General features: G+C 67.8%; 25 protein-coding genes and 1 pseudogene. 18 read left to right on the plus strand and 8 right to left on the minus strand.

All coding sequences use genetic code 11. The features are described 5' to 3' along the window. The first annotated feature begins 32 nt into the window (after window positions 1–32). The 11 genes from WS91_RS03585 (at window position 33) to WS91_RS03635 (ending at window position 6,954) form a co-directional block, all read left to right on the plus strand. The gene (locus WS91_RS03585; RefSeq protein ID WP_059575375.1) at window positions 33–707 is read left to right on the plus strand and encodes a hypothetical protein; all 675 of its coding nucleotides are present in this window, start codon (window positions 33–35) and stop codon (window positions 705–707) included. Next, complete coding sequence (locus WS91_RS03590) at window positions 644–1,435, plus strand: 1-pyrroline-5-carboxylate dehydrogenase (protein WP_156432277.1); 792 nt, start codon at window positions 644–646, stop codon at window positions 1,433–1,435. The genes WS91_RS03585 and WS91_RS03590 overlap by 64 nt, the downstream gene beginning before the upstream one ends. Before the next feature lie 189 nt (window positions 1,436–1,624). After that, window positions 1,625–1,981 carry a DUF1566 domain-containing protein gene (locus tag WS91_RS03595; protein ID WP_059575372.1) on the plus strand — a complete coding sequence of 119 codons (357 nt, stop codon included), beginning with the start codon at window positions 1,625–1,627 and terminating at the stop codon, window positions 1,979–1,981. Between the two features lie 30 nt (window positions 1,982–2,011). Continuing rightward, window positions 2,012–2,476 carry a DUF1566 domain-containing protein gene (locus tag WS91_RS03600; RefSeq protein ID WP_059575370.1) on the plus strand — a complete coding sequence of 155 codons (465 nt, stop codon included), beginning with the start codon at window positions 2,012–2,014 and terminating at the stop codon, window positions 2,474–2,476. 14 nt (window positions 2,477–2,490) lie between these two features. Then, on the plus strand, window positions 2,491–2,868 hold the full coding sequence (locus tag WS91_RS03605) for a four helix bundle protein (RefSeq protein WP_059669757.1): 378 nt from the start codon (window positions 2,491–2,493) through the stop codon (window positions 2,866–2,868). Window positions 2,869–3,202: 334 nt separating this feature from the next. Next, a complete protein-coding gene (locus WS91_RS03610; protein WP_059575469.1) occupies window positions 3,203–4,198 on the plus strand; it encodes an RNA-directed DNA polymerase in 996 nt (331 codons plus the stop codon). A gap of 12 nt (window positions 4,199–4,210) precedes the next feature. Continuing rightward, window positions 4,211–5,446 carry a phosphoadenosine phosphosulfate reductase domain-containing protein gene (locus WS91_RS03615; protein WP_059575470.1) on the plus strand — a complete coding sequence of 412 codons (1,236 nt, stop codon included), beginning with the start codon at window positions 4,211–4,213 and terminating at the stop codon, window positions 5,444–5,446. After that, a complete protein-coding gene (locus WS91_RS03620) occupies window positions 5,443–6,141 on the plus strand; it encodes a hypothetical protein (protein ID WP_059575366.1) in 699 nt (232 codons plus the stop codon). Before WS91_RS03615 ends, WS91_RS03620 begins: the two co-directional genes overlap by 4 nt. Beyond that, the gene (locus WS91_RS03625) at window positions 6,138–6,380 is read left to right on the plus strand and encodes a hypothetical protein (protein ID WP_059575364.1); all 243 of its coding nucleotides are present in this window, start codon (window positions 6,138–6,140) and stop codon (window positions 6,378–6,380) included. Before WS91_RS03620 ends, WS91_RS03625 begins: the two co-directional genes overlap by 4 nt. Further along, the gene (locus WS91_RS03630; RefSeq protein WP_059575361.1) at window positions 6,377–6,709 is read left to right on the plus strand and encodes a hypothetical protein; all 333 of its coding nucleotides are present in this window, start codon (window positions 6,377–6,379) and stop codon (window positions 6,707–6,709) included. The genes WS91_RS03625 and WS91_RS03630 overlap by 4 nt, the downstream gene beginning before the upstream one ends. Further along, window positions 6,706–6,954, plus strand: coding sequence for a helix-turn-helix transcriptional regulator (locus WS91_RS03635; protein ID WP_059575359.1), 249 nt, complete (start codon window positions 6,706–6,708; stop codon window positions 6,952–6,954). Before WS91_RS03630 ends, WS91_RS03635 begins: the two co-directional genes overlap by 4 nt. On the opposite strand, the gene WS91_RS03640 is transcribed toward WS91_RS03635, so the two are convergent. Continuing rightward, window positions 6,939–8,198 (minus strand): tyrosine-type recombinase/integrase, encoded by a 1,260-nt coding sequence (locus tag WS91_RS03640; protein WP_226377147.1) that lies wholly within the window; start codon window positions 8,196–8,198, stop codon window positions 6,939–6,941. The two genes, WS91_RS03635 and WS91_RS03640, sit on opposite strands and share 16 nt — an antisense overlap. 537 nt (window positions 8,199–8,735) lie before the next feature. Here WS91_RS03640 and WS91_RS03645 point away from each other — a divergent pair. From WS91_RS03645 to WS91_RS03655, 3 genes are all read left to right on the plus strand, one after another. Then, the gene (locus tag WS91_RS03645; RefSeq protein WP_038744805.1) at window positions 8,736–9,764 is read left to right on the plus strand and encodes a LacI family DNA-binding transcriptional regulator; all 1,029 of its coding nucleotides are present in this window, start codon (window positions 8,736–8,738) and stop codon (window positions 9,762–9,764) included. 221 nt (window positions 9,765–9,985) lie between these two features. Continuing rightward, window positions 9,986–11,047, plus strand: coding sequence for an ABC transporter substrate-binding protein (locus tag WS91_RS03650; RefSeq protein WP_059575352.1), 1,062 nt, complete (start codon window positions 9,986–9,988; stop codon window positions 11,045–11,047). Window positions 11,048–11,099: 52 nt separating this feature from the next. After that, window positions 11,100–11,924 (plus strand): ABC transporter permease, encoded by an 825-nt coding sequence (locus WS91_RS03655; RefSeq protein WP_059575350.1) that lies wholly within the window; start codon window positions 11,100–11,102, stop codon window positions 11,922–11,924. A gap of 180 nt (window positions 11,925–12,104) precedes the next feature. On the opposite strand, the gene WS91_RS36665 is transcribed toward WS91_RS03655, so the two are convergent. Next, a complete protein-coding gene (locus WS91_RS36665; RefSeq protein WP_038744802.1) occupies window positions 12,105–12,308 on the minus strand; it encodes a hypothetical protein in 204 nt (67 codons plus the stop codon). A gap of 645 nt (window positions 12,309–12,953) precedes the next feature. Between WS91_RS36665 and WS91_RS03665 the strand changes: the two are divergent. From WS91_RS03665 to WS91_RS03675, 3 genes and pseudogenes are all read left to right on the plus strand, one after another. After that, window positions 12,954–13,903: pseudogene (locus WS91_RS03665) on the plus strand (ABC transporter permease). Window positions 13,904–14,014: 111 nt separating this feature from the next. After that, window positions 14,015–15,043, plus strand: a complete 1,029-nt coding sequence (locus WS91_RS03670; protein ID WP_038744799.1) for an ABC transporter ATP-binding protein — start codon at window positions 14,015–14,017, stop codon at window positions 15,041–15,043. A gap of 59 nt (window positions 15,044–15,102) precedes the next feature. Then, window positions 15,103–15,927: a phosphodiesterase gene (locus tag WS91_RS03675; protein WP_059669778.1), complete on the plus strand. Its 825-nt coding sequence runs from the start codon at window positions 15,103–15,105 to the stop codon at window positions 15,925–15,927. Between the two features lie 599 nt (window positions 15,928–16,526). Here the strand turns inward: WS91_RS03675 and WS91_RS03680 are convergent. Both WS91_RS03680 and WS91_RS03685 read right to left on the minus strand, forming a co-directional pair. Beyond that, window positions 16,527–16,937 (minus strand): hypothetical protein, encoded by a 411-nt coding sequence (locus tag WS91_RS03680; RefSeq protein WP_038744838.1) that lies wholly within the window; start codon window positions 16,935–16,937, stop codon window positions 16,527–16,529. Window positions 16,938–17,095: 158 nt separating this feature from the next. Continuing rightward, window positions 17,096–17,854: a COG4705 family protein gene (locus tag WS91_RS03685; protein ID WP_059669758.1), complete on the minus strand. Its 759-nt coding sequence runs from the start codon at window positions 17,852–17,854 to the stop codon at window positions 17,096–17,098. Window positions 17,855–18,179: 325 nt separating this feature from the next. Here WS91_RS03685 and WS91_RS03690 point away from each other — a divergent pair, with 325 nt between their 5' ends. Beyond that, a complete protein-coding gene (locus WS91_RS03690) occupies window positions 18,180–19,376 on the plus strand; it encodes an MFS transporter (protein WP_038744796.1) in 1,197 nt (398 codons plus the stop codon). A gap of 209 nt (window positions 19,377–19,585) precedes the next feature. On the opposite strand, the gene WS91_RS03695 is transcribed toward WS91_RS03690, so the two are convergent. The 4 genes from WS91_RS03695 to WS91_RS03720 form a co-directional block, all read right to left on the minus strand. Beyond that, window positions 19,586–20,521, minus strand: coding sequence for an EamA family transporter (locus tag WS91_RS03695; RefSeq protein WP_038744795.1), 936 nt, complete (start codon window positions 20,519–20,521; stop codon window positions 19,586–19,588). 417 nt (window positions 20,522–20,938) lie between these two features. Next, window positions 20,939–21,730, minus strand: a complete 792-nt coding sequence (locus WS91_RS03710) for a molybdopterin-dependent oxidoreductase (RefSeq protein ID WP_038744793.1) — start codon at window positions 21,728–21,730, stop codon at window positions 20,939–20,941. Window positions 21,731–21,745: 15 nt separating this feature from the next. Next, a complete protein-coding gene (locus tag WS91_RS03715; RefSeq protein ID WP_059669760.1) occupies window positions 21,746–22,690 on the minus strand; it encodes a cytochrome b/b6 domain-containing protein in 945 nt (314 codons plus the stop codon). 43 nt (window positions 22,691–22,733) lie between these two features. After that, entirely contained in the window at window positions 22,734–23,573 is an 840-nt protein-coding gene (locus tag WS91_RS03720) for a DUF1223 domain-containing protein (RefSeq protein ID WP_038744837.1), read from the minus strand. Between the last annotated feature and the right edge of the window lie 169 nt (window positions 23,574–23,742).

Here is a 23,742-nt window from a genome sequence, read left to right on the forward strand (position 1 = left end):
CCCTTCTCTCCATTGATCAGGACGATCCGACCATGACCGATAAAAACGTTCTCCAGATGACCGCCGACACCATCGGCAAAGACCTGCTGTCTGCGCTCGTGACCGAGCTGAAGCTGCTGCCCGACGTCTGGGTGAAGTTGTCCGAGAAGAAGCAGAACGACGTCATCGACCGCCTGCGCTCGCGCGTCGAGCACAACGTGAAGATGGCGACGCACCTGATCGCGAGCAACGGCCGCACGGTCGTGGCCGGTGATCTCGAACAGATCACGATCAAGGATGGCGTGAAGGCGGTCGTGAAATTCAGTGGCGCCGCGCCGAACCTGCACGAGCTGTACGACGCGAGCGGGAAAGCGGTGCTGGTCGTCGTGGCGAATCCGGACGAGCACACCGGCGGCATGAATGACGTGCGCGGCGAATCGGATCAGCGCGGGTTCGATCTCGGTCGCGAATACACCGATGACGATGGCGACGGCATGGATGGTCCGGGCGACATCGTCGATGTCGACGCGCGCGAGGTGCCGCAGCTCGGCGACGGGCCGCTGCAGTCCGAGATCGACGAGCAGTTCGCGGCCGGGCGCCGTGCTGCCGAGGAAGGCAAGCCCGAAAGCGAATGCCCGGTCATGGGCGGCGAGCTGTGCATCGCATGGGTCAAGGGCTGGAAGTCGTGGCACGAGGAACATCCGGCCAACGAGGCGGAGGAAGCATGAGATCCGAAATCGAAACCTATCTCGGCACCGTCGTCGATTCGACCGCGAAGAAGATTTCGATCAACGTCGGACTGCCGCAGCTCGACGTCGCCAAGGAACTGAATCGGATGCATACCGAGGGCGTCGTCGAGCGCGAGAAACGCGCCGGAGGCGGCAACGAGTATGCGTACTGGCTCGTGCGCGGCAAGCAGGCGGCACCGGCCGCTGCTGAGAACGTGCCGATGGCGGTCGGGATCGTCGAACAGACTGTCGATCAGGATGCGAAGGTGATCAAGCCGACGCAGATCGAGGCTCAGTCGACCATGGCGAGACTCGCGGCCGAAATGATTTCGTCGGATGTGCTCGATTTGCTGAAGATTCTCGATCTGCCGTCGTCGCTGACAATCGCGATCGAGGTGGCGCGCGAGCGCGCCCAAGCCGCCCAGGAAGGACGCGACAAGCAGAAAGGGCTCATCTCCGAGATCGAGTCGTTGAAGGACGTGAATGCCCGCCTGAAAGCCAACAATGCCGACCTCGAAAAACGCATCGACGCGCTCAGTGGCGACGTGCGGCCGCTCGGGTCGGTGTTCGTCACCATGGGCCGCGAAGCGAAGCCGAAGCGCCACACGACAATCGAGAAGGCACAGCGCCGTGCATCGGCGCTCATCCGCTCCGAGCGAGAATCGGAAGTGCTTGTGCTCGAACCCATCGGTCGCATGGTGCGCGGCAGCGAGTGGCGCGCGCGATAAGCATCCACGGGCCGACCGCGCCGGCCCTCTTTTCTCTTCCCTAGGTCTCAATGGTGGGCGCTCGGTGTGACGGGTGGGCGCCGTCACTGCCCCGACTCGACTCCCGGCGCTTTCATGCTAACCCGCTGCCTCATGCGAGCCGAGCGTCCATCGTTGCGACCAGTTGTTCTACATCATCCAGGAGAAACCATGCAACAGATCCAACTTCCCCCGCTCGCCGAAGGCGAGGTCTATCTCGGCGGTTTCGTCAACGCCACCGGCGACGTCGAGCACGTCATCCTCCTGCCCGGCGACATCCGCGCGACGTGGCACAAGGCCAAGGAATGGGCCGAGAGCCTCGGCGGCGACCTGCTGAACCGCTACGAGCAAGCATTCGCATTCTCCAAGCATCCCGACCTGTTCGAGAAGGCCGCGTACTGGTCGAACACCGAAGACGCTGAAGATCCCGGCTGGGCCTGGTGTCAGCTCTTCACCAACGGCACCCAGCACTACAGCCGCCAGTACAACGAGTTCCGCGCCCGCGCCGTCCGCAGATTGTCGATTTAACCCTTCATCCATTCACAACGGAGCATCGCAATGACGATCACGCTTCAAGCAATCGAGAACGAGCATGCGCGCATCAGCGCCATGATCGAGACATTCAAGACGCAGTCGCAGGCGACGGAATATCGCGTCGACGCGGCCATCATCCCGCTCGCGGCCGGCGAACGTTTCGCAGGTGCGATCCTGAACGACGATGGCACGCTGAGCCATTACCTGATCCTATTGCCCGGTCAGGCCGAGGACGTGAACTGGAAGGGTGCGATCGCATGGGCGGCCGAGCATGGCGGTGAACTGCCGACGCGACGCGAGCAGTCGCTGCTCTTCGCGAACCTGAAGCACGAGTTCGACGAGCGCTATTACTGGTCCTGCGAGCAGCACGAAGAAAACTCCGGCTGGGCCTGGTCTCAGGGCTTCCACTACGGCAGCCAGACCTGCCACTACCAGCTCTACGAGTTCCGCGCCCGCGCCGTCCGCAGATTTATTCCTTCGGTAATTTGATCATTTAGACCATCATGGCCCTGCACACTCAACTCCCGATTTATCGAGCGGCCTACGCGCTGCTCGACGTCGTCACTGACCTGGTCAAGAACATGCCCCGCGACTTCAAGCGCAGCATCGGCGAGAAGATCAGCGGGGAATGCATCGAGATCATGGTGTTGGTGTTTCGCGCCAATGTGGCGACTGACAAGTCGCCTCACCTTACCGAGCTGCTCGAACGCCTGCAGGTGATCGAGTTGCTTCTCCGGCTCGGCATGGATAAACGTCTGATCTTGCGTCCGGCGGATGCGCGTGCAATCGAACAGACGACCAGTATCGGGAAGCAGGCCACCGGGTGGAAGAAGTCCGCAGACCGTCGCCCGCTCCATGGAGGTCAAGGCTTCCATGGCTGAGCGATATTTCAATCTGGTCGTGCCGCTGGCTCACGAGGCCACCGCCATGCGCAATGAGGAAACCGACCGCCGGCGTGCGGGAAGGTCCAGCGCAGTTTCTCCGCTGATCGGCGAGGACCTTCAGCAGAGCGACGTAGATAGCACGATACTTCCGGCTGGGCCTGGTATCAGAACTTCAACAACGGCAACCAGAACTACAACAACCAGAACAACGAGTTCCGCGCCCGCGCCGTCCGCAGATTGGGAAAATCGATTCACGTTCGCCGAGCTGGTCGAGGCCTATCTCGACTGCCGGCGCACGAAACGAAACAGCAATACCGCGCTCGCGTTCGAGATCGGCCTCGAACGCAACCTGCGATTACTGCACGACGAGCTGGCCGACGGCAGCTATCGGCCCGGCCGCTCGATCTGCTTCGTCATCACGCGACCGAAGCCGCGCGAAGTTTGGGCGGCCGAGTTCCGCGATCGCATCGTGCACCACCTGCTCTACAACCGGATCGGCCCTCGCTTCGAGCGGTCGTTCATCGTCGACTCGTGCGCCTGTATCGAGGGGCGCGGCACCCTGTACGCCGCGCAGCGCCTCGAATCGAAGGTGCGTTCGATCACGCAGAACTGGTCGCGACCCGCGCATTATCTGAAGTGCGATCTCGCGAATTTCTTCGTCAGCATCGACAAGCGCATCCTGCGCGAGTTGCTGGTCGCGAAGATCCACGAGCCATTCTGGCGCAAGCTGACCGAGCTCGTGCTGATGCACGATCCACGGGCCGACTACGTCTACCGCGGCGACCCGGCGATGATGGAGCGCGTGCCGCCGCACAAGCGCCTGATGGAGCAATCGCCGGATCTCGGGCTGCCGATCGGAAACCTGTCGAGCCAGTTCTTCGCGAACGTGTACCTCGACGTGCTCGATCAGCGCGCGAAGCACATGCTCGGCGCGCGGCACTACATCCGGTACGTCGACGATTTCGTGTTCCTGCACGAGTCGCCGGCGCGCCTGAACGCGATCCTCGCCGATGTCACCGCCTTTCTGCCGGCACGGCTCGGCGCGCGTATCAACCCGCGCAAGACCATTTTGCAGCCGATCGACCGCGGCATCGACTTCGTCGGTCAGGTCATCAAGCCCTGGCGCCGTGAAACGCGGAAACGCACGCGCAACGAAGCGCTACGGCGCGTTGCCGAGACGCCGGCCGCCGACCTAATGCCCGTCGCGAATTCGTATTTCGGGCTGCTCCGCCAGGCAACCGCCAGCCATCAGGACCGCGCGAGCCTCGCAAACCGCCTGCGTTCGCTCGGTAAAGCCATAGATCGCGACCTCACCAAGACGTTCTGAATCGGAATGCAAATGAGCCACCAGACCGACATCTTCGCTGCCGGCGCGCAGCGCCTGCAGATGACCGAATCCATCGAGCTAACGATCCAATCGATGCAGGTATACGGCCCCGATCATGACCACTGGGGTATTGCGTGGTCCGGTGGGAAGGACAGCACCGCGACACTCACGATCATCTGCTGGTTGATCGACACGGGCAAGATCGCCGCGCCGAAGACGCTCACGGTGTTCTATGCCGACACGCGGCAGGAGCTTCCACCACTCGCGATTTCCGCGCTGCACATCATGGACGAGCTGCACGAGCGCGGCATCCAGGTGGACGTCGTGCGAGCGCCGCTCGACAAGCGATTCATGGTCTACATCCTCGGCCGCGGCGTGCCGCCGCCGAACAACAACACGCTTCGCTGGTGTACGCGGCAGATCAAGATCGACCCGATGGAAGAGGCGCTTCGCAAACGACTCGACGGCATCGACGGCTCGATCCTCATGATCACCGGCGTCCGTCAGGGCGAAAGCGCAATCCGCGATCGTCGGATCGAGATGAGCTGCGGCAAGGATGGCGCCGAGTGTGGTCAGGGCTGGTATCAGCAGGTGCTACCGAACGCACGCGGCCTGCGCGGCCGGATCGCGACGCTCGCCCCGCTGCTGCATTGGCGCGTCTGCCACGTGTGGGAATGGCTGCGCCACTGGGCGCCGGCGGCTGAGTTCGGCGATTGGTCGACGGCCGCAATCGCGGACGCGTACGGCGGCGACGAGGCCGAGGAGATTAACGCGCGCACGGGCTGTATCGGATGCGCACTTGCCCAGGAGGAAAAGGCTCTCGAAACGGTGCTTGCGACACCGCAGTGGGCCTATCTCACACCCCTGCGCGGCATCAAGCCGCTATGGCGCGAACTGCGCGAGCCGCAGCATCGCCTGCGCAAACCGGGGCTCGAGAAGCTGAAAAGCGGCGGCGTCGCGAAGAATCCGCAGCGCCTCGGACCGCTGACGTTCGAAGCGCGATTGATGGCGCTCGATCGGATCCTTTCGATCCAGGCCGAATGCAACCACATCGCGCGCGCCACTGGGCGTCCGTCGATCGACCTGATCGATGCCGAAGAAGAGGCCCGGATCCGCGAGCTGATCGCCGCGGGGACGTGGCCGCAGGGATGGGAAGGCGACGAGCCGACAGGAGACGTCGTGCTCGACGTCGTATATGCAAATGGCGCGATCCAGCCGCGCCTCTTCAGCGAGGAGGAATCAGCATGACCACCACCGACACCCCGCGCGACGCCGCGCCGGCCGACCTCCAAGGGCTGCGCCGTGCGATCCTCACGACGCGCGCGATCGTGCGCGACCAGTACGGGATGCTCAGTCATCCGGCGATCCCGTACCTCGATGAGGACGTGAACTACCAGACGTTCTTCAGCGCGTTCGGCCTCGAATCGACGTTCGTCAACATGGAAACCGACGTCGATGGCGATGCGTACGACCAGTACGTCGAATCGAATGATCCGAACTGCAGCTTCTGGACGCCGAGTGCGCCGGCCGGTGATGGCTGGCTGCTGCTCGAAATCTTCGACACTGAGAACGGCCCGGTCGCGCTGTATGTACGCGAGAAGAAGCACGAATCGCTGCGCGAGCGCTGGAAACGAGAAGAACGGGAGACGGACGCCGCGCGCGACGTGCTCGCCGAGCGCCGCCGGCAGGTTGAAGCCGAAGGATGGACGCCGAAGCACGACGACGCACATTCGACCGGCGACATGGCGCTTGCTGCGGCGTGCTATGCCGTGGCCGATAACGAGAACTACCCGCCGACCGAGCCGCCCGATCTCTGGCCCTGGGATCTGGATTGGTGGAAGCCAACAGACGAGCGCCGCAATCTGGTGAAGGCTGGCGCGCTCATCCTCGCGGAGATCGAACGGCTTGATCGTGCTGCCTTCCAAGCGGGAGGCAGCCAATGAAGCTCGATGAACTGATTCAGCGTGTCGGCGTGGATAACGTCGGCGTGCAATTCCTGGCCGAGTCGATCACGGGCGGCAAGCAGAGACGCGGCTACGTGGAAGTTTCTTTCGGCACGGATTGCATCTCGATGCGCGACATCGCCACCGGCGAATGGGAAAACGTGGTTTTCGTCATCATCATCAAACGTCAAGCGTTCGAGCTGGCCCGCGATGCCTCATACGCAGGAGATGCATCATGACCAGCCGTCGCATCAACAGCGAAGCCGTCGCCGGCGTACTGCGCGCCGGCACGCATACCGTCGGCCAGATCGCGAACGAGCTACGCACGTCGACCGTTGTCGTCCAGCACTTCATCGACATGCTGTTCTATGCCGGGAAGATCCGGATCGATCGGCGCGTGCAGCGCGACACCGGCTACGAGCTGGCGCCGGTCGCTGTTCCGCGCGCGGCGCTCGACACGCCGGCCGCCGGGCCGCGCCTCGCCCCCAACCTGCAATCCACGCTCGCCGGCTACGATCGCGAGATCAGCCGCCGCGTCGACCTTGCCATGACCACGAGGGCACGATGACCGAACTCTCTCAACTCGCACAGGAAATTGCCGCGCGCCTGACGCCGCACGCGCTTTGGGATCTGGCCGAGCTGGCCGCATACCTGCATCGAAGCGAGCAGCACACGCGCCAGTGGATCATCACGCAGGACGGGTTCCCGCGGCCGATCCGCATCCCGTCAGGGAAAAGTGCGGTCGAGCGCGCGCGGCCGCTCTGGCGCGCGAAGGATGTGATCGCGTGGGCCGAGTCTCACGTCGAAGCCTGATGGAGCTTGTCGGCAAGATCAGCGGCGTGCGGCGCGTAGTACACCGCCTGTAGGATGCGCAGGTCTTGGTGGCCGCTGATCTTCGCCAGTTCCATCACGCTGAATATCTTCGACAGTCGCGTCAGCGCCTCGCGGCGCGCATCGTGGAAATGCAGGTCGTCCAGCATCACCGCCTTCTTCGCCTTCGCGAACAGCGTACTCCGTAGCGCTGCTTCGACGCCGAACACACTCCCTCCAAATTCCTTCCTGAGCGGTTCGAATTGCTTCAGCAGCGCGAGCGCGCGCGGCGACAATGGCACGTCGCGCGCGACACCTGTTTTCGTGCGCGGCAAATGCACGTACCGCTTCTTAAAATCGACTTCATCCCACCTCATTCCCTCAATCTCGCCGGCGCGCATCGCCGTCTCGATCGCGAAAACGAGCATCGCGCCGATCCGCGCCGATTTCGTGGTCGGAGTCTCGTCATCGCGATAGCCGAGCCGCGCGAGCAGCAGCGCGATCTCTTCGTCGGTAATGCGCCGTTTGCGCGGCTCTGGCTCGGTCGGACGGCGCATCCCGGTGAGCGGGCTTTCGCTGATCCACTTCCATTCATCACGCGCGGTCGTGAACACGTGCGATAGCAGGTTGATCTCCCGCAGCACCGTCGCCGTGCCGACCTTGCCGCGGCCGGCGGCCTCATCGCCAGCGAGCCGCGCGTCGCGCCATCGGCCCATGTGGTCGGCCGTAACGTCGGAGAGCGGCATAGCTGCGAGATCCGGGAAGTGCTTGACGAACGCGGCGAACCGGATCACTTCCCATCGCGCGGTGCGCTTCGTCGGACTGACGCGCTTCTCATACTCGCGCAGTGCATCCGCGAAAGTGTGCTTCGTGCCGGGCGTCAGCTTCCCGACGTTGATTTCGTGCTCGATCCGCGTCGCCCACGCGACCGCGTCGGCTTTGCTCGAGAACGTCTCCGACATGCTGACGCCCTTGCGGCGCACCTGCGCGCGCCATACGCCGCCCCGCTTCGTGTATGTAGCCATCGTGCCCCTGGTGCAAATCGTGGTGCATTTCTGGTGCACGCGGATGCAAAAACGACTTGTTTTCGCTACAACGCGGCTACCATCCCGAATCGGGACGATAGCACGGAAAGCCTTTACTGGATTGGAGTTACTACAGACAGGATAGCTTTCGCTACGGAATGTGATGGTGCCGGGGACCGGACTCGAACCGGCAAGCCAATCAAGGCGGCGGATTTTCGTCACACTGCTTCTTTCGAAGCCGGCGCCGCGCGGCGCCGTTCGTGCGCTGGACTATGCCTTCGCCGTCGCGCGCGAGCGTTGCTGCCGCTCGTGCGCCTTAGGCGCCCCCCGTCTAGTCTCTACACCTTCCCCGCCGCCGCTTTCGCGACCGCTTCGGGCTTGGCTCGGCGTTGCCTCGGCGCATCGCGCGCCAGGGGTTTCGCCGAATTTGAAGGGTTCTGCACCGGCCGTTTCCGGCCGGGCACTCAATCGTTTAAGTCCGCTATGTTTACCAATTTCATCACCCCGGCAAGGGCGGACCGCATTCTACCACCGCTGCGCCCTCCCCAATACGCTTTCGCCCCTCGATAGCCTGGCCCGCGGCGGCCCGTCGGCGCACCGCTCATCGCCGCGGTTCGCCTCGAATCCGCCGCCGCCAACGCATCAACGCCGGCGATCGATCGCTCGACGAACGGCCCTGCCCCTGCGTCATCAGTTCTTCATCGACGCCGCCGATAATCCCGACGACGAAAACGTTTACACGCATCCGCCACACGCTTCATGACGCCGACCATCAAAGACGTCGCCGCGCTCGCCGGCGTGTCGATCGCGACCGTGTCGCGCGCGATCAACGCGCCGCACACGGTCAATCCCGCGACGCTCGAACGCATCCGCGCCGCGATCGGCACGCTGCGCTTTCGCCCGAACCCGCTCGGCCGGCAATTGCGCAGCGACCGCACGCAACTGATCGGCGTCGTGCTGCCGACGCTGTCGAACCCCGTCTTCGCCGAATGCCTGCAAGGCGTCGACGAGCTCGCGACGCGCGCCGGCTTCAAGCTGATCGTGATGTCGACCGAATACGACGCCGCACGCGAGCGCCACGCGATCGAGACGCTGCGCGCGCAGCGCGTCGAAGGCCTGATGCTGACCGTCGCCGACGCCGACGCGCATCCGCTCCTCGACGAGCTCGACCGCGACGGCCCGCTCTACGTGCTGATGCACAACGACACGCCGCATCGCCCGTCGGTCGCGGTCGACAATCGCCGCGCCGCGTACGACGGCGTGCGGATGCTGATCGAGCGAGGCCATCGGCGCGTGCTGATGCTCGCGGGCTCGCTCGACGCGTCGGACCGCGCGCGGCTGCGCGTGCGCGGCTACGCGCAGGCGCTCGACGAGCACGGGCTCGAGCCGCTGCCCGCGCTCGAAATCGACTTCAACGCGCCGACGCTGCCGCACGCGATGCTCGCGCATCTGAGCGCGCGCGCGACGCGGCCGACCGCGCTTTTTTGCAGCAACGACTGGCTCGCGATGGTCGTGATGCGCGGCCTGCGCGATGCGCGCCTCGCCGTGCCCGACGACATGTCGGTGCTCGGCTTCGACGGCCTCGCGGTCGGCGCGCTGCTCGCGCCGCCGCTCGCGAGCGTCGCGACGCCGAATCGCGAGATCGGCCGCGCCGCGTGGCGGCGTCTTGCCGAACGCATCGCCGGCGAGCGTCACGCGCAGCCGTGGCTCACGCTGCCGCACACGGTGCGCGAAGGCGCGACCGTCGCGCCGCCGCGCGATGCGCGCATGCCGCGGCGAGCCGTATGAATGCGCGCCGAACGCGCGCCGCGTTCGCGCCCGATTCGCGTCGGATTCGTTCCAGATTTGTTCTGGATTCGTGCCGCGTTCGTGCCCGATTCGCGTCGGGTTCGTTCCCCTCTCGCTTCGGATTCATGCCGGATTCGCGCCGCGTTCGCCTCGCCCCCGCCGTCGATGCGCATCGAACCCGCCCTGACTTCATTCGTTTCGCCCGCCCAAGGAGACCCGCCGTGACCGTCCGCCGCTCTTTCTTCCCGCGCTCGCCGCTCGCCGCCGTGCGTCGCGCGTGCGCCGCCGCGCTCATCCCGCTCGCGTCGCTCGCGCTGTCGCTCGGCGCGCGCGCCGCGCACGCGCAAGACACCGCGATCTGCTACAACTGCCCGCCCGAATGGGCCGACTGGGCTTCGCAGATCGCCGCGATCAAGCAGAAGACCGGCATCCGCGTGCCGTTCGACAACAAGAACTCGGGCCAGGCGATCGCGCAGCTCATCGCCGAGCAGAAGAGCCCCGTCGCGGACGTCGTCTATCTCGGCGTGTCGTCGGCGTTCCAGGCGAAGGACAAGGGCGTGACCGCGCCGTACCGGCCCGCGCACTGGAACGATATCCCCGCCAACCTGAAGGACCCGCAGGGCTACTGGTTCGCGATCCATTCGGGCACGCTCGGCTTCTTCGTCAACAAGGACGCGCTCGACGGCAAGCCGGTGCCGCGCTCGTGGGCCGATCTGCTGAAGCCCGAGTACAAGGGCATGGTCGGCTATCTCGATCCGTCGAGCGCGTTCGTCGGCTACGCGGGCGCGGTCGCGGTGAACGAGGCGCTCGGCGGCGGCTTCGAGAACTTCCAGCCCGCGCTCGACTGGTTCCGCAAGCTGAAGGCGAACCAGCCGATCGTGCCGAAGCAGACCGCGTACGCGCGCGTGCTGTCGGGCGAAATCCCGATCCTGCTCGACTACGACTTCGACGCGTATCGCGCGAAATACAAGGACCACGCGAACGTCGAATTCGTGATTCCGAAGGAAGGCACGATCGCGGTGCCGTACGTGATGAGCCTCGTGAAAGGCGCGCCGCACGACGCGAACGGCAAGAAGGTGCTCGACTTCGTGCTGTCCGACGAAGGCCAGAAGCTGTGGGCGAACGCATATCTGCGCCCGGTGCGCGCGCCGGCGCTCACGGCCGACGTCGCCGCGAAATTCCTGCCCGCGAGCGAATACGCGCGCGCGAAGAGCGTCGATTTCGGCAAGCTCGCGGCCGGCCAGCAGGCGTTCGGCAAGCAGTATCTGCAAGTGATGCAATGAACGTGCGGCGCGCCGCGCCGCTCTCCCCCTGTCCGCACGAGTCGATATCACGATGTCCGATCTCACGTTCCCGTCGCGTTGGCGCATCGCGCTCGTCGCGCCCGCGCTCGCCGTGTTCGTCGCGTTCTGGCTGCTGCCGATGGTCTCGCTCGTGCGGGTGTCGGCGGACGGCGCGTTCGTCGACGCCTATGCCGCGCTGCTGTCGAACGCGCGCTACATGAAGAGTCTCGCGTCGACGGTCGCGCTGTCCGCCGCCGTCACGCTCGCGACGCTCGCGCTGTCGACGATCTCGGGCCTGCTGCTCGCGCGGCGCGAATTCGCGGGCAAGCGCACGCTGATCGCGCTGCTCACGTTTCCGCTCGCATTTCCGGGCGTCGTCGTCGGCTTCATGGTGATCATGCTCGCCGGACGGCAGGGCTTGATCGGCATGCTGTCGCAACGGTTCATCGGCGATCGCTGGGTGTTCGCGTATTCGGTCGCGGGCCTGTTCGTCGGCTATCTGTACTTCTCGATTCCGCGCGTGATCGTCACCGTGATCGCCGCGGCGTCGAAGCTCGACCCGTCGCTCGAGGAAGCCGCGCGCTCGCTCGGCGCGTCGCCGTGGCACGTGCTGCGCGACATCGTGCTGCCCGCGCTCGCGCCGGGCCTGGTCGCCGCGGGCGCGATCTGCTTCGCGACCGCGATGGGCGCGTTCGGCACCGCGTTCACGCTCGCGACCGATCTCGACGTGCTGCCGATGACGATCTACACCGAGTTCACGCTGAACGCGAACATCGCGACGGCGGCCGGTTTGTCGATCTTGCTCGGAATCGTCACGTGGGCGGTGCTTGCGCTCGCGCGCAACCTGACGGGGCAGGCGACGGCGGCTTCCGCGTGAAGCGGGCGCGACGGCGAACGAATCGTCGCTGCAATGGAAAGGAAAGGGAGGGAAAGAAGATCCGACGCCGGACCGCTCGAATCGGGACGCCGGGAAAGCGCGTCCTTGCCGGCCGCGTCGGATCGACGCGCCGCGGCCGCGAGCCCGGATGCGGGCGTCGGCCGCGCGTCGCGCCGGCGCTTACGCCTTCGCCGACGACAATTGCCCCTTCGGGTTGGTCAACCAGTTGTTCGCATTGACGACGAGCGTATTGGCATTGGTGAGCAGCGTGCTCAACGCGCTGCTGTTGATCGTGAACGTGCCGCCCAGCAGATTGAACGTGCCGTTGATCAGGTTATCGCCGCCGTGAATGCGCCGGCATTGCTCCATCGATATCGTTTGCATCGATTACTCCCTCCTCGTAGACAACAAAAAAGAGCGGGGTCGCCACTCTCGTTCCTGGTCATCAACAATCGCCCCGCAACGTGCCGCATGACACGCCGGCCGAAGCATGCCGTCGTACGACGCGCCTGGTGCTCGGCCCGTTTGCCCGGAGTCCTCAACACCATTCGGCGATTCAATATAGCGTAACGGCATGCGCGGCGACATCGGGGGAACCGGCAATTAGACGGATTGCTCGGCGTCGTTCCCGGCGATGCGCGCGGGCGTTCCGGCGGTCGCGCGCGCCTGCGCTTCCCTGTCGCGCTTCGCATGCGCTTCGAAACGGCTCGCGCGCGTTTCGCTCGCGTGATTCGACGCGGCGGCGGCACGGCGAAGGCCCAGCCTCGAATCGCCGCGCTCGCCACATTCGACGAATGCGGCACGGGTCGCGCCCCCCGCTCTTCGTTCAAACGTTTAAAACTGTCGCGCCGCGATGTGCGTTCAATCGATCGTGCAAGCGGGCATCGTGTGCGCTTGGTCTGCGCTGGGTCTGCTCTCGGCATGCGCTTGGCGTGCGCACAGCGCGCCCATCGTCTGTCCGGCTCGCCGCCCCGCGCGCGCGCCGACGGCTCCCGTCGCGCCGTCATCAGTTCTTCATCGACGCCCTCGATAATCCCCTCGACGAAAACGTTTACATCGCTTCCGCACGCATCATGACGCCGACCTTCAAGGACGCCGCCGCGCTCGCCCGCCCCGCCGCCGCCGTGACCGATTCCGACGAGCCGCCGACGGCCCGCCGCCCGCGCCGCGCCGCGTTCGACTGGCTCGCCGCCGCGCAATGGGCGGTCACGCTCGCGCTCTGCGCGTTCCTCATCGTGCCCGTCGCGATGTCGGTGCTGGCCGGGCTCACGGTCAACTATTTCCGCGGGCCGTCGAGCGGGCTCACGCTGCGCTGGCTCGGCGAAGTGTGGACGCAATATCACGGCTCCGTGTTTCTGTCGCTCGAGGTCGCGGCCGCGACGCTCGCGATCACGCTCGTCGCGGGCGTGCCGGCGGGCTATGCGCTCGCGCGCAGCCGCAGCCGCGTGTCGCGCGTGATCGAAGAGGCGCTCGTGCTGCCCGTCGCGTTGCCGGGCCTCGCGTCCGCGCTCGCGCTCCTCTCGGTCTACGGCGGCTTCGCCGCGTTCCGCACGAGCGTGTGGTTCATCGTCGTCGGCCACGTCGTGTTCACGCTGCCGTTCATGGTCCGCGCGGTCGCGGCCGTCGCCGCGCGCGCCGGCCTGCGCACGCTCGAGGAAGGCGCGGCGAGCCTCGGCGCATCGTTCGTCACGCGCTTCGCGACGATCGTGCTGCCGAACCTGCGCTCCGGCATCGTCGCGGGCGCGCTCGCGGTGCTCACGCTGTCGATCGGCGAATTCAACCTCACGTGGATGCTGCACACGCCCGACACGAAAACGCTGCCCGTCGGCCTCGCCGACACGTACGCGTCGCTGCGCCTCGAGATCGGCAGCGCATACACGATCCTGTTCCTGCTGATGACGCTGCCGCTGCTCGTCGCGATGCAGCGCCTCGGCGTCGATCCGTCCGGCGCGCGCCGCGATGCGCGCAAGCGCCGCTGATTTGATGCCGTCATCGCGCGGCGCGTTCGCCGCTCAATGTGCCGCTCAATTTGCCGCTCAATTCGCGTTTCATTTCACCGCCTCTTTCTCCGCCTTCTCGCCGCCCCGCCGATGAAACTCGAATCCGTACCGATCACCCTGACCCGTTGCGCGAAGACCTTCCACGGCGCGCGCGTGCTGGAGCCGCTCGACCTCGCGATCGGCGCGGGCGAGACGCTCGTGCTGCTCGGCCCGTCCGGCTGCGGCAAGACGACCACGCTGCGCCTCATCGCGGGGCTCGACGTGCCCGACGCGGGCGGCGCGATCGCGTTCGGCGCCGACGACGTGACCGCGCTGCCGATCGAAAAGCGCGGCGTCGGCATGGTGTTCCAGAACTACGCGCTGTTCCCCAACCTGTCGGTGCGCGGCAACGTCGGCTACGGGCTGCGGATTCGCCGCACCGATCCGCGCGCGCTGCGCGAGCGCGTCGACGAGCTGCTCGCGATGATGCGGCTCACCGCGCACGCGGACAAGCCGATCGACGCGTTGTCGGGCGGCCAGCGGCAGCGCGTCGCGCTCGCGCGCGCACTCGCGGTGCGCCCGCGCGTGCTGCTGCTCGACGAGCCGCTCACCGCGCTCGACGCGCAGCTGCGCGACGCGCTGCGCCGCGAGATGAACGCGCTGCTGCGCGAGCTCGGCGTGACGACGGTCTACGTGACGCACGACCAGGCCGAGGCGATGGAGCTCGGCGACCGGATCGTCGTGATGAGCGCGGGGAAGATCGAGCAGATCGGCGCGCCGCGCGACGTCTACTATCGGCCGGCGACCCGCGCGGTCGCGCGCTTCATCGGCACGCTCAACCGCATCGAAGGCGTGTGGCGCGACGGCGCGCTCGTGACGACGGGCGGCAAGCTCGCCGCCGCGTCGCCGGCAAACGAGCTATTCTTTCGACCGGAGGACGCGCGCCTCGTCGATCCGTCCGGCGCCACGCTGCGCGGAGCGGTCGCGCACTGCGCGTTCCTCGGCGAGCGCACGCGCGTGACGGTCGAGCAGGCGGCGCCCGATGCCCTCGTCATCGACATGCCGGGCCGCGTCGACCTCGCGCGCGGCACCGCGGTCGGCGTCGCGATCGCGGCCGAGGGCCTCATCGCGCTCGCGTGACGGACGCCCCGCGCTCGATTCGAAACATTCAAGCGACGACGAACACAACGAGGAAGACGATGCTGCTTGCCCACATCAGCGATCTGCACATCAAGCGGCCCGGCATGCTCGCGTATCGGCGCGTCGACACGGCCGCGCATCTCGCGCGCTGCGTCGCGCGGCTGAACGCGCTCGAGCCGCGCCCGGACGCGGTGCTCGTCACGGGCGACCTGACCGATTTCGGCGACGACGACGAATACGCGCATCTGAAATCGCTGCTCGCGCCGCTCGCGATTCCGTACTACCTGCTCGTCGGCAATCACGACGACCGCGCGGCGCTGCGACGCGCGTTCCCCGATCGCGCGGAGCTGCAATCGGGCGAGTTCGTCCAGTACGGGCTCGATCTCGGTCCGCTGCGCGTGATCGCGCTCGATTCGCAGATTCCGGGCGCGAGCGGCGGCACGCTGTGCGACGCGCGGCTCGCGTGGCTCGCCGGCCAGCTCGACGCCGCGCGCGAACGCCCGGTGATCGTCGCGCTCCATCATCCGCCGTTCGCGTGCGGCATCGGCCACATGGACGCGATGCGGCTCGAGCCGGCCTCGTCGGGCCGGCTCGACGCGCTGCTGCTGCGCTTTCCGAACGTCGAGCGCGTGCTGTGCGGGCACGTGCACCGGACGATGTTCGCGCGCTTCGGCGGCACGATCGCGTCGGCGGTGCCCGCCCCCGCGCATCAGGTCACGTTCGACCTGCGCGACGACGGGCCGTCGTCGTTCTCGATGGAGCCGCCCGCGTTCGCCGTGCATCGCTATGCGCCGGACGCGGGGCTCGCGTCGCATCACGTGTATGTCGATGCGAGCGACGGGCCGCATCCGTTCTTCGAGACGACGGGGGCGTTGATCGATTGAGCGACCGGGTGCGGGGTGATCCGTTCGGCGGTTCGGCGGTTGGCGGTTGGCGGTTGGCGGTTGAACGATTCAGCGATTCAGCGATTCAGCGATCGGCAATCGACTGGTCGGATCACCGATTGATCGCCTGAGCGATGCCATTACGCGCAGCAAGCGCGTCGCCGCGCATGTGCGCGCTTCTGCCGGGCCGCGCAGAACGGTGCCGCGACATCGGGCCGCATAGGCCGCCGTACATCCCGTCCAGCAACCCACATCGCACACATCGCACTTCGCATAGCGTGCGGCATACGGTTTGCGACATGCTCATACGGAATGCGATGTGCGATGTGCGGTCTGCGGTCTGCGGTCTGCGGTCTGCGGTCTGCGGTCTGCGGCGTGCGGCGTGCGGCGTGCGGCGGCATCATGATCACCCACGCGACAAACACCGGGGGCACGCACGCTCACGTGTAGGCTGACGTGTACGCCGTCGTCCACGCGGCGAACATCCGGGCAATACCGTCTACCGCTCATCGCTCTTCACCCCTCACCCACCGCCCTTCACTCCAGCCGGCCGGCATCGCGCCCCCGCACGAGCCGGCCGTTTCATGCCGAAGCCGCTATCAGCGCGCCCCGCTCGTCCGGTCGATGACGGCGAGCAATTCGGCGAGCGCCTGCTTGCACGCGCCGGCCTGCGGCCGGTCGGCGCGCAGCGCGGCGAGCGCGCGATCGATCGCCTTGTCGACCGCGTGCCAATCCGCCGCCGCGCGCGGCTTGAGCGACGGCTCCGCGTCGTCCCACGACGTTTCCAGATCCTTGATGCGCGCCTTCGCGCCGGCGAGATCGCCCTTGTCGACGAGCTTCGCGGTGTCGACGGCGATCGCGCGGAACGGCGACAGATCGCCGAGCTTCGAGACGGTCGCGGCTTCGGCCGCGCTCGGCGCGACGCCTGCGGGCGACACGGCGCCGATGCCGAATGCGGCGGCCGCCAGCGCGGGCGCGACGGCGAATGCGATGAGCTTGCGCTTGATCATGTTCAATCTCCTGGTGGTGAATGTGAACGAAACGGATGAATGCGACGCCGGCCTCGGTTGCGAAAGCGACATCGACATCGACAGCGACATCGACATCGACATCGACATCGACATCGACAACGACTGCGACTGCGACGGCGACGACGACAGCAACAACATCACCGTCCGCGCGCCGGCGCCCCGAGCCGATCCGCGCGCGCCGCGGCGACGCTCAGCCCCGCGACGAGCACGACGATCACCGCGAGAAACATGGCGCTCGTCTTGATCGTGCCGAGCCCGAGGCCGCCGTACGCTTGCGCCTGCGACAGGAAATCGCCGAGCGACGCGCCGAGCGGGCGCGTGAGGATGTACGCGAGCCAGAACGCGAGCACGCGGTTCATCCCGCCGAGGGCGGCCGCCGCGACGAGCGCGATCGCGCCGCCGAACGCGACGATCCCGAGCCGGAATCCGAGGCCGAGCGCCTCGGTCGCGAGATCGCCCGCCGCCGTGCCAAGCGCGAACGTCAGCAGGATCGCGGCCCAGTAGAACCCTTCGCGGCGCGGCGTGACGATCGTATGGATCGACAGCGTCCGCTCGCTGCGATACCAGAGCGCGAATGTCGCCGCGAGCGCGGCCGCGAACAGCGGCGTGCTGACGTAGAGGCTGACGCCGAGGCCGTCGGTCAGCGCGTCGGTGATCTGCGTGCCGACGACGCTGACGAGCACGATGGTCAGCCAGTAGATCCACGGCACGTAAGCGCGCGCGCGCCATTGCAGCGCGAGCGCGCAGATCAGCAGGCCGGACATCAGCGCGCCCGTGACGGCGGCGCCGAGCCCGACGTGCACGGCGAGATAGTCGGCGCCGGTCTCCCCGACCGTCGTCGACATGATCTTGACGATCCAGAACGCGAGCGTGACTTCCGGGACTTTGTTGAGCATGCCTGCGGCTGCAGGCGGACGCGCTGGCTGGTTCAATCGGATTCTCCTGGTCGCGCCGGTTGCGCAGAGCGAGCCGGATTCCGGCAACGGCGGCGCGGCGAATGACGAACGCTCCCACGGCTCGCTCGGACGCCACTATGCAGGCCGGCCGCTTAAGGCGACATTAACGAGGCGGCGGGCGGCCGCCGGGCCGCGAACGCGCCGCCCGCCAGCAGAGTTTCGGGACGTCCGGTATGATCGGCGCTCGCGGCATTTCGCCTCCCCTGTTTCGATCGACGACGCGGTCCGCGCGCGCCGTGCGCGCCGCGTTTCGCCCACACGCACCATGCCCTCGCAGCCCCGCCCTCGCGCCGACGCGCCCGACCGCTATTCGCGCAGCCTGTTGCTGCTGCTCGCGACGATCGCGGGCGTGTCCGTCGCCAACATCTATTACAACCAGCCGCTCCTCGACGCATTCCGCGCGTCGTTTCCGGGCAGCGCGTCGTGGATAGGCGTCGTGCCGACCGCGACGCAGCTCGGCTACGCCACCGGCATGTTCTTGCTCGCGCCGCTCGGCGACCGCTTCGACCGGCGCAAGCTGATCCTGCTGCAGATCGCCGGGCTCTCGGCCGCGCTCGTGATCGCCGCGGCCGCGCCGACGCTCGCCGTGCTCGCCGCCGCGAGCCTCGCGATCGGCATCCTCGCGACGATCGCGCAGCAGGCGGTGCCGTTCGCCGCCGAGATCGCGCCGCCCGCCGCGCGCGGGCAGGCGGTCGGCACCGTGATGAGCGGGCTCCTGCTCGGCATCCTGCTCGCGCGCACGGCGGCGGGCTTCGTCGCCGAATATTTCGGCTGGCGCGCGGTGTTCGCCGCGTCGGTCGCGGCGCTCGCCGCGCTCGCGGCCGTGATCGTCGCGCGCCTGCCGCGCAGTTCGCCGACGTCGACGCTGCCGTACGGCAAGCTGCTCGCGTCGATGTGGCAACTCGCGCGCGAGTTGCGCGGACTGCGCGACGCGTCGATGACGGGCGCGGCGATCTTCGCGGCGTTCAGCGCGTTCTGGCCCGTGCTCACGCTGCTGCTCGCGGGCGAGCCGTTCCATCTGGGGCCGCAGGCGGCGGGCCTGTTCGGAATCGTCGGCGCGGCGGGCGCGCTCGCCGCGCCGTATGCGGGCCGCTTCGCCGACAAGCGCGGGCCGCGCGCGATCATCACGCTCGCGATCGCGCTGATGGCCGTGGCGTTCGTGATCTTCGCGATGTCGGGCCGCAGCCTCGTCGGCCTCGTGATCGGCGTGATCGTGCTCGACGTCGGCGTGCAGGCCGCGCAGATCTCGAACCAGTCGCGCATCTACGCGCTGAAGCCCGATGCGCGCAGCCGCGTGAACACGGTCTACATGGCCTGCTATTTCATCGGCGGCGCGATCGGCTCGTCGGCGGGCGTCGCCGCATGGCGCGCGATGGGCTGGATCGGAATGTGCGCGGTCGGCCTGCTGTTCTCGGCCGTCGCGGCGATCGTGCATTACCGCGGCCGCGCGAGCGGGCAGTAACCGCCCGGCGCGGCGGCGCACGGCCGCCGCATGCCGCATGCCGCACGACTCAGGGATTCACGGATTCACGGGTTCACGAGTTCACGAGTTCACGAGTTCACGAGTTCACAGGTTCACGATGCACGCCACACGAAGCATGACGCACGACGCCTCGCGCCGCTTTCGCCTCGTGCTCCGCGCCGCGCATCGTCGCGACGCTACCCGCGGCGTTATTGCATCCGCTTGCGCGCCGGATCGAACGCGAACGACAACCCGACGCTGCCGAGAATCGCGACGGTCGCGATCACGGTCGCGAGCGTGACGGGCTCGCCGAGCAGCAGCGCGCCGAGCGCGACCGCGACGACCGGATTCACGTACATGCAGCTGCTCGCGATGATCGGGCTCGTGTGGCGGATCAGGTAGCCGTACGCGACGTACGCGGCCATCGTGCCCGCGAGCATCAGGTAGACGAACGCGACGCCGGGCACAAACGCGACGTGCTCGATGCGCTCGCCGAGCACCCATGCGATGCAGGTGGACGCCGCGCCGCCGAGGCCGATCTGCAGCGCGGTCGACAGGAACAGGTCGTGCGGCAGCGCGAGCCGCGCGGCGAGATGCGCGCCGCCCGCCCAGAAGAGCGCGCCCGCGAGCACGGTGATGCTGCCGAGCGTCGAGCCGGGCGACGACGGCCCGCCCGAATTCAGCACGACGATCCCGACCATCCCGAGCGCGACGGCCGCCCATTCGCCGCCCGTCACGCGCCGCCCCGCGACCGATGCGATCACCGTCGCGAAGAGCGGCACGGTCGCGACCATCACGGCGGCCGAGCCGCTGCTGACAGTGCGCATCCCGAGCGCGATGAGGCCGGACGACATCGTGACGAGCATCGTGCCGACGAGCGCCGCGTTGCGGATCTCGACGAGCGTCGGCCGCACCGGGCGCCGCCGCATCGCGAAGATGAAGAGCCCGATTCCCGCGAGCAGGTTGCGCAAGCCGGACAGCAGCAGCGGCGGAAACGATTCGAGCGCGACGTGCAGCGCGAGATACGTCGAGCCCCACGCGAAATAGATGAACGTGAGCGCGAGCGCGACGCGGCCGCCGCGGCTTTGCGGCAAACGGAGCGGACGGCGTGCGAGGAACGCGAGGGGGCGATCGAACGGCGTCATCGGTCAGCGTGCCCGCACGGAGTGACGCGTGCCGCTTCGCGCGTTCGCGCGCGAAGCGGCACGACTGCCGGCGAGCGGCCCCGATATATCCGGAATGACGAGAGACGGCGGCGTGCGAAACGACGAATCGGAGCGTGCGGCGGCGAACATGACCGAAGAAGGCGAACGGACTCGAATGAATATGTGCGCGGCCGGACGGCCGCATACCGCCAGCATTATGCATTAAGGAATGGAAAACGAATGCCGGCGCGAATCGAACGCGCGCTCGGTGACGCGTCGGCGCGACATTTCATTCGCGGCACACCGGCGTTTTCGTTTTTCGACCGTCGAGACGAAGCCGCAAAAACACGAGCGGCGCGAGCCGCGCGCGGACGAGCGCCACGCATCGCCCCGCCCGCGCGGCGTCGCCCGAGCGCGTCACGACCCGCCGAACCAGTTGTAGCCCTGGTCGACCCAATATCCGCCCGGATACGTATTGGTGACGAATATCTCCATGATGTGCTTCGGATTCTTGTAGCCGAGCTTGGTCGGCATGCGCAGCTTCATCGGAAAACCGTATTCGGGCGGCAGGCGCTTGCCGTCGTATTCGAACGTCAGCAGCGTTTGCGGATGCAATGCGGTCGGCATGTCGATGCTCTCGTAATAATCGTCCGCGCATTTGAAGCCGACGTATTTCGCGGTCGTGTCCGCGCCGGCGCGGCGCAGGAATTCGCGAAACGGCGTGCCGCCCCAGCGCCCGATCGCGCTCCAGCCCTCGACGCAGATGTGCCGCGTGATCTGCTCCGCGTGCGGCAGCGCGTACAGCTCCGGCAGCGTCCAGCTGCGCTTGCCCGTGACGAGCCCCGACACGGCGAGCCGAAAATCGTCGGCGCTGACGCGCGGCACGTCGTCGATGCCGTAGAACGCGTTGAACGGGAACGGGCGCGTGATGTCGGCTTCGGCGTACGTCGGCGCGAGCCGCGTCGGGCCGAACAGCCACGCCTGCACGCGATCGTTCGCGCGCGACACCTTCTCGAGAAAATCGTCGACCGACGCGTCGTCGCGCAGCGTGCAGCCCGTGAGCATCGCGAGGCCGCCGAGCGTCAGCACGCGCTTGCCGAAGAGGCGCCGCGACGGCAGCGCGAGCTCCTTGCGCACGTCGATCAAGAGCGACGCGCGATCGATCCGCGCAAGGTCGCCCGCCGGCTTTTTCCTGTCGCTTTCGGACATGATGAGTGACTCCTTTTAGTGTCCGCGCAGCATCGCGACGAGCGAGCGCGGAACGAGCGCCGCCATCGCGACGTGCACGACGAAGAACGCGACGAGAAACGCCATCGCCCAGAAGTGCACGACGCGGGCGTTGTCGTAGCCGCCGAGCAGCTCGCGCAGCAGCGGAAACTGCACCGATTTCCAGATCACGAGCCCGGACAGCACGAGCAGCACGAGATCGGCGATCGCCGCGACGTACGCCGCGCGCTGGACCGCGTTGTAGACGGACAGATCGTCGTGCGACAGCCGGCCGCGCAGCGCATCGCGCAGATCGCGCGCGACGCCCGTCGCGCTGAGCGGCAGGAACTTGCGCTTGAAGCGCCCGGTCGCCGCGCTCATCGTCAGATAGAACACGCCGTTGAAGAACAGCAGCCACATCGCGGCGAAGTGCCATTGCAGCGCGCCGCCGAGCCAGCCGCCGAGCGTCGCGCCGCGCGGGAACGTGAAGCCCGCGTAGATCGGCGACGCGTCGTAGATCCGCCAGCCCGACAGCGCCAACGTCACGGCCGCGATCGCGTTGAGCCAGTGGCTCGCGCGCACCCACAGCGGATGAATCGGGCGGCGCGGGCGGGAAGCGGACGTTGCCGCGTCCGTCGCTTGCGCGTCCGTCGGTGCCGGGTTCGCCGCGCGGGGCGGCGCGTGGTGCATGGCGTGTGGCATTGCGCCGGCCGCTCCGCGGGCCATCGCGGGGGCCGCGGCATCGGTCATTGCGCCGGGCGTTGCATCGGCCTTCGCGTCGCCGGTTGCGCCGGCCACCGCGCGCACCTTCGCACGCACCTTCGCGCGCACCTCCGCGTCAGCCGCCGCGCTCGTCGACGCGCCGGTCGACTCACCCGCCCCCGCGTCCGCCCGCGCGCCGGTCGCGGCCCTGGTCCACGCGCCCTTCGCGCCCTTCGCGCCCTTCGTCGTTATTGCGTTCATTGGCGATGCCCTCCTTCGTTGGTCGATGGCGCGCGCACGTCGCTCACCCGCACAGCGGCAGATCGAGCGCCTGCAGCACGTCGCCCGTCGCGTGATCCTCGACGAACGCGGCGACGCCGTAGCGCGCGGCGTCCTGCGCGCGCAGGTTCGCGGGCAGCGGCAGCGTGCGCCGCACGTCGAGCGGCGCGACCGCGCCGGCCGTCGACGCGAGCGGCCCGAATGAGAGCGGCCCGATCCACTGCCGCACGACGCGCTCGTGGCGCAGCGTCGCGCCGCGGTTCTCGCCCGCGCGCACCGGCGATTCGATGCCGTTCTCGTACAGCGCGAGATACGCGTCGAGCGCGCGCGGCGCGCCGGCGCGCGGCGTCACGGACAGCTCGACGTCGAGGGCGTCCGCGCGCCGCGCGGCGGACAGCGCGATGCCGACGCGCGCGGGCTCGCCCGCCGTCGCGACGACGCGCCGCTCGAACGCGCTCGCATCGCGCCAGTCGCGCAGCTCGCGGCCCGCGACCGCGACTTCCGGCGTATAGACGAAGCGGCCGCCGCCGCGCGATGCGAGCGCGTGCTGCCGTTCGGTGAAGCGATGCTGCGCGAAGCGGTCGGTCCAGCCGAGGCCGTCCCAGTAATCGACGTGCAGCGCGAGCGGCACGACCCGCAGCGCGGCGCGATGCGGGGCAAGCCGCGCGAGCCAGTCGTCGGCGCTCGGGCAGCTGCTGCAGCCCTCGCTCGTATAAAGCTCGACGAGCGCCTGCCGGCCGTCGGGGCTGCGGGCGACGCAGGCGCCGCCCGCGGCCGCCTGCGCGATGCCTGCGGCGGCAAGCGCGAGCGCCGCCGCAACGGCGCGCATCGAAACGGAAAATGAATTCGACATGGGAAAGCTCATCGTTCGGCGCCGGAGCGCGGGCGCGGTGCGCCGCGCGCGCCGGCATGCGCGCCGGCATGCGCGACGCGAACTGCGCGACGCGATCCGGCATCGCGCGACGCACCGCGCCGCGAAACACGGGCCGCCCGCACGGCGAGCGAGCGGGCGGGCGGGCCGAGCCGGATCGCGC

Origin of the sequence: Burkholderia sp. MSMB1498 (assembly GCF_001526245.1) — a bacterium.
GTDB classification, from domain to species: Bacteria; Pseudomonadota; Gammaproteobacteria; order Burkholderiales; family Burkholderiaceae; genus Burkholderia; species Burkholderia savannae.

Excerpts from the sequence above, each read along its gene's own strand:
- WS91_RS03585 (WP_059575375.1), top strand. The coding sequence starts at position 33 with ATGACCGATAAAAACGTTCTCCAGATGACCGCCGACACCATCGGCAAA.
- WS91_RS03590 (WP_156432277.1), top strand. The coding sequence starts at position 644 with ATGGGTCAAGGGCTGGAAGTCGTGGCACGAGGAACATCCGGCCAACGA.
- WS91_RS03595 (WP_059575372.1), top strand. The coding sequence starts at position 1,625 with ATGCAACAGATCCAACTTCCCCCGCTCGCCGAAGGCGAGGTCTATCTC.
- WS91_RS03600 (WP_059575370.1), top strand. The coding sequence starts at position 2,012 with ATGACGATCACGCTTCAAGCAATCGAGAACGAGCATGCGCGCATCAGC.
- WS91_RS03605 (WP_059669757.1), top strand. The coding sequence starts at position 2,491 with ATGGCCCTGCACACTCAACTCCCGATTTATCGAGCGGCCTACGCGCTG.
- WS91_RS03615 (WP_059575470.1), top strand. The coding sequence starts at position 4,211 with ATGAGCCACCAGACCGACATCTTCGCTGCCGGCGCGCAGCGCCTGCAG.
- WS91_RS03620 (WP_059575366.1), top strand. The coding sequence starts at position 5,443 with ATGACCACCACCGACACCCCGCGCGACGCCGCGCCGGCCGACCTCCAA.
- WS91_RS03625 (WP_059575364.1), top strand. The coding sequence starts at position 6,138 with ATGAAGCTCGATGAACTGATTCAGCGTGTCGGCGTGGATAACGTCGGC.
- WS91_RS03630 (WP_059575361.1), top strand. The coding sequence starts at position 6,377 with ATGACCAGCCGTCGCATCAACAGCGAAGCCGTCGCCGGCGTACTGCGC.
- WS91_RS03635 (WP_059575359.1), top strand. The coding sequence starts at position 6,706 with ATGACCGAACTCTCTCAACTCGCACAGGAAATTGCCGCGCGCCTGACG.
- WS91_RS03645 (WP_038744805.1), top strand. The coding sequence starts at position 8,736 with ATGACGCCGACCATCAAAGACGTCGCCGCGCTCGCCGGCGTGTCGATC.
- WS91_RS03655 (WP_059575350.1), top strand. The coding sequence starts at position 11,100 with ATGTCCGATCTCACGTTCCCGTCGCGTTGGCGCATCGCGCTCGTCGCG.
- WS91_RS36665 (WP_038744802.1), bottom strand. The coding sequence starts at position 12,308 with ATGCAAACGATATCGATGGAGCAATGCCGGCGCATTCACGGCGGCGAT.
- WS91_RS03670 (WP_038744799.1), top strand. The coding sequence starts at position 14,015 with ATGAAACTCGAATCCGTACCGATCACCCTGACCCGTTGCGCGAAGACC.
- WS91_RS03675 (WP_059669778.1), top strand. The coding sequence starts at position 15,103 with ATGCTGCTTGCCCACATCAGCGATCTGCACATCAAGCGGCCCGGCATG.
- WS91_RS03680 (WP_038744838.1), bottom strand. The coding sequence starts at position 16,937 with ATGATCAAGCGCAAGCTCATCGCATTCGCCGTCGCGCCCGCGCTGGCG.
- WS91_RS03685 (WP_059669758.1), bottom strand. The coding sequence starts at position 17,854 with ATGCTCAACAAAGTCCCGGAAGTCACGCTCGCGTTCTGGATCGTCAAG.
- WS91_RS03690 (WP_038744796.1), top strand. The coding sequence starts at position 18,180 with ATGCCCTCGCAGCCCCGCCCTCGCGCCGACGCGCCCGACCGCTATTCG.
- WS91_RS03695 (WP_038744795.1), bottom strand. The coding sequence starts at position 20,521 with ATGACGCCGTTCGATCGCCCCCTCGCGTTCCTCGCACGCCGTCCGCTC.
- WS91_RS03710 (WP_038744793.1), bottom strand. The coding sequence starts at position 21,730 with ATGTCCGAAAGCGACAGGAAAAAGCCGGCGGGCGACCTTGCGCGGATC.
- WS91_RS03715 (WP_059669760.1), bottom strand. The coding sequence starts at position 22,690 with ATGAACGCAATAACGACGAAGGGCGCGAAGGGCGCGAAGGGCGCGTGG.
- WS91_RS03720 (WP_038744837.1), bottom strand. The coding sequence starts at position 23,573 with ATGAGCTTTCCCATGTCGAATTCATTTTCCGTTTCGATGCGCGCCGTT.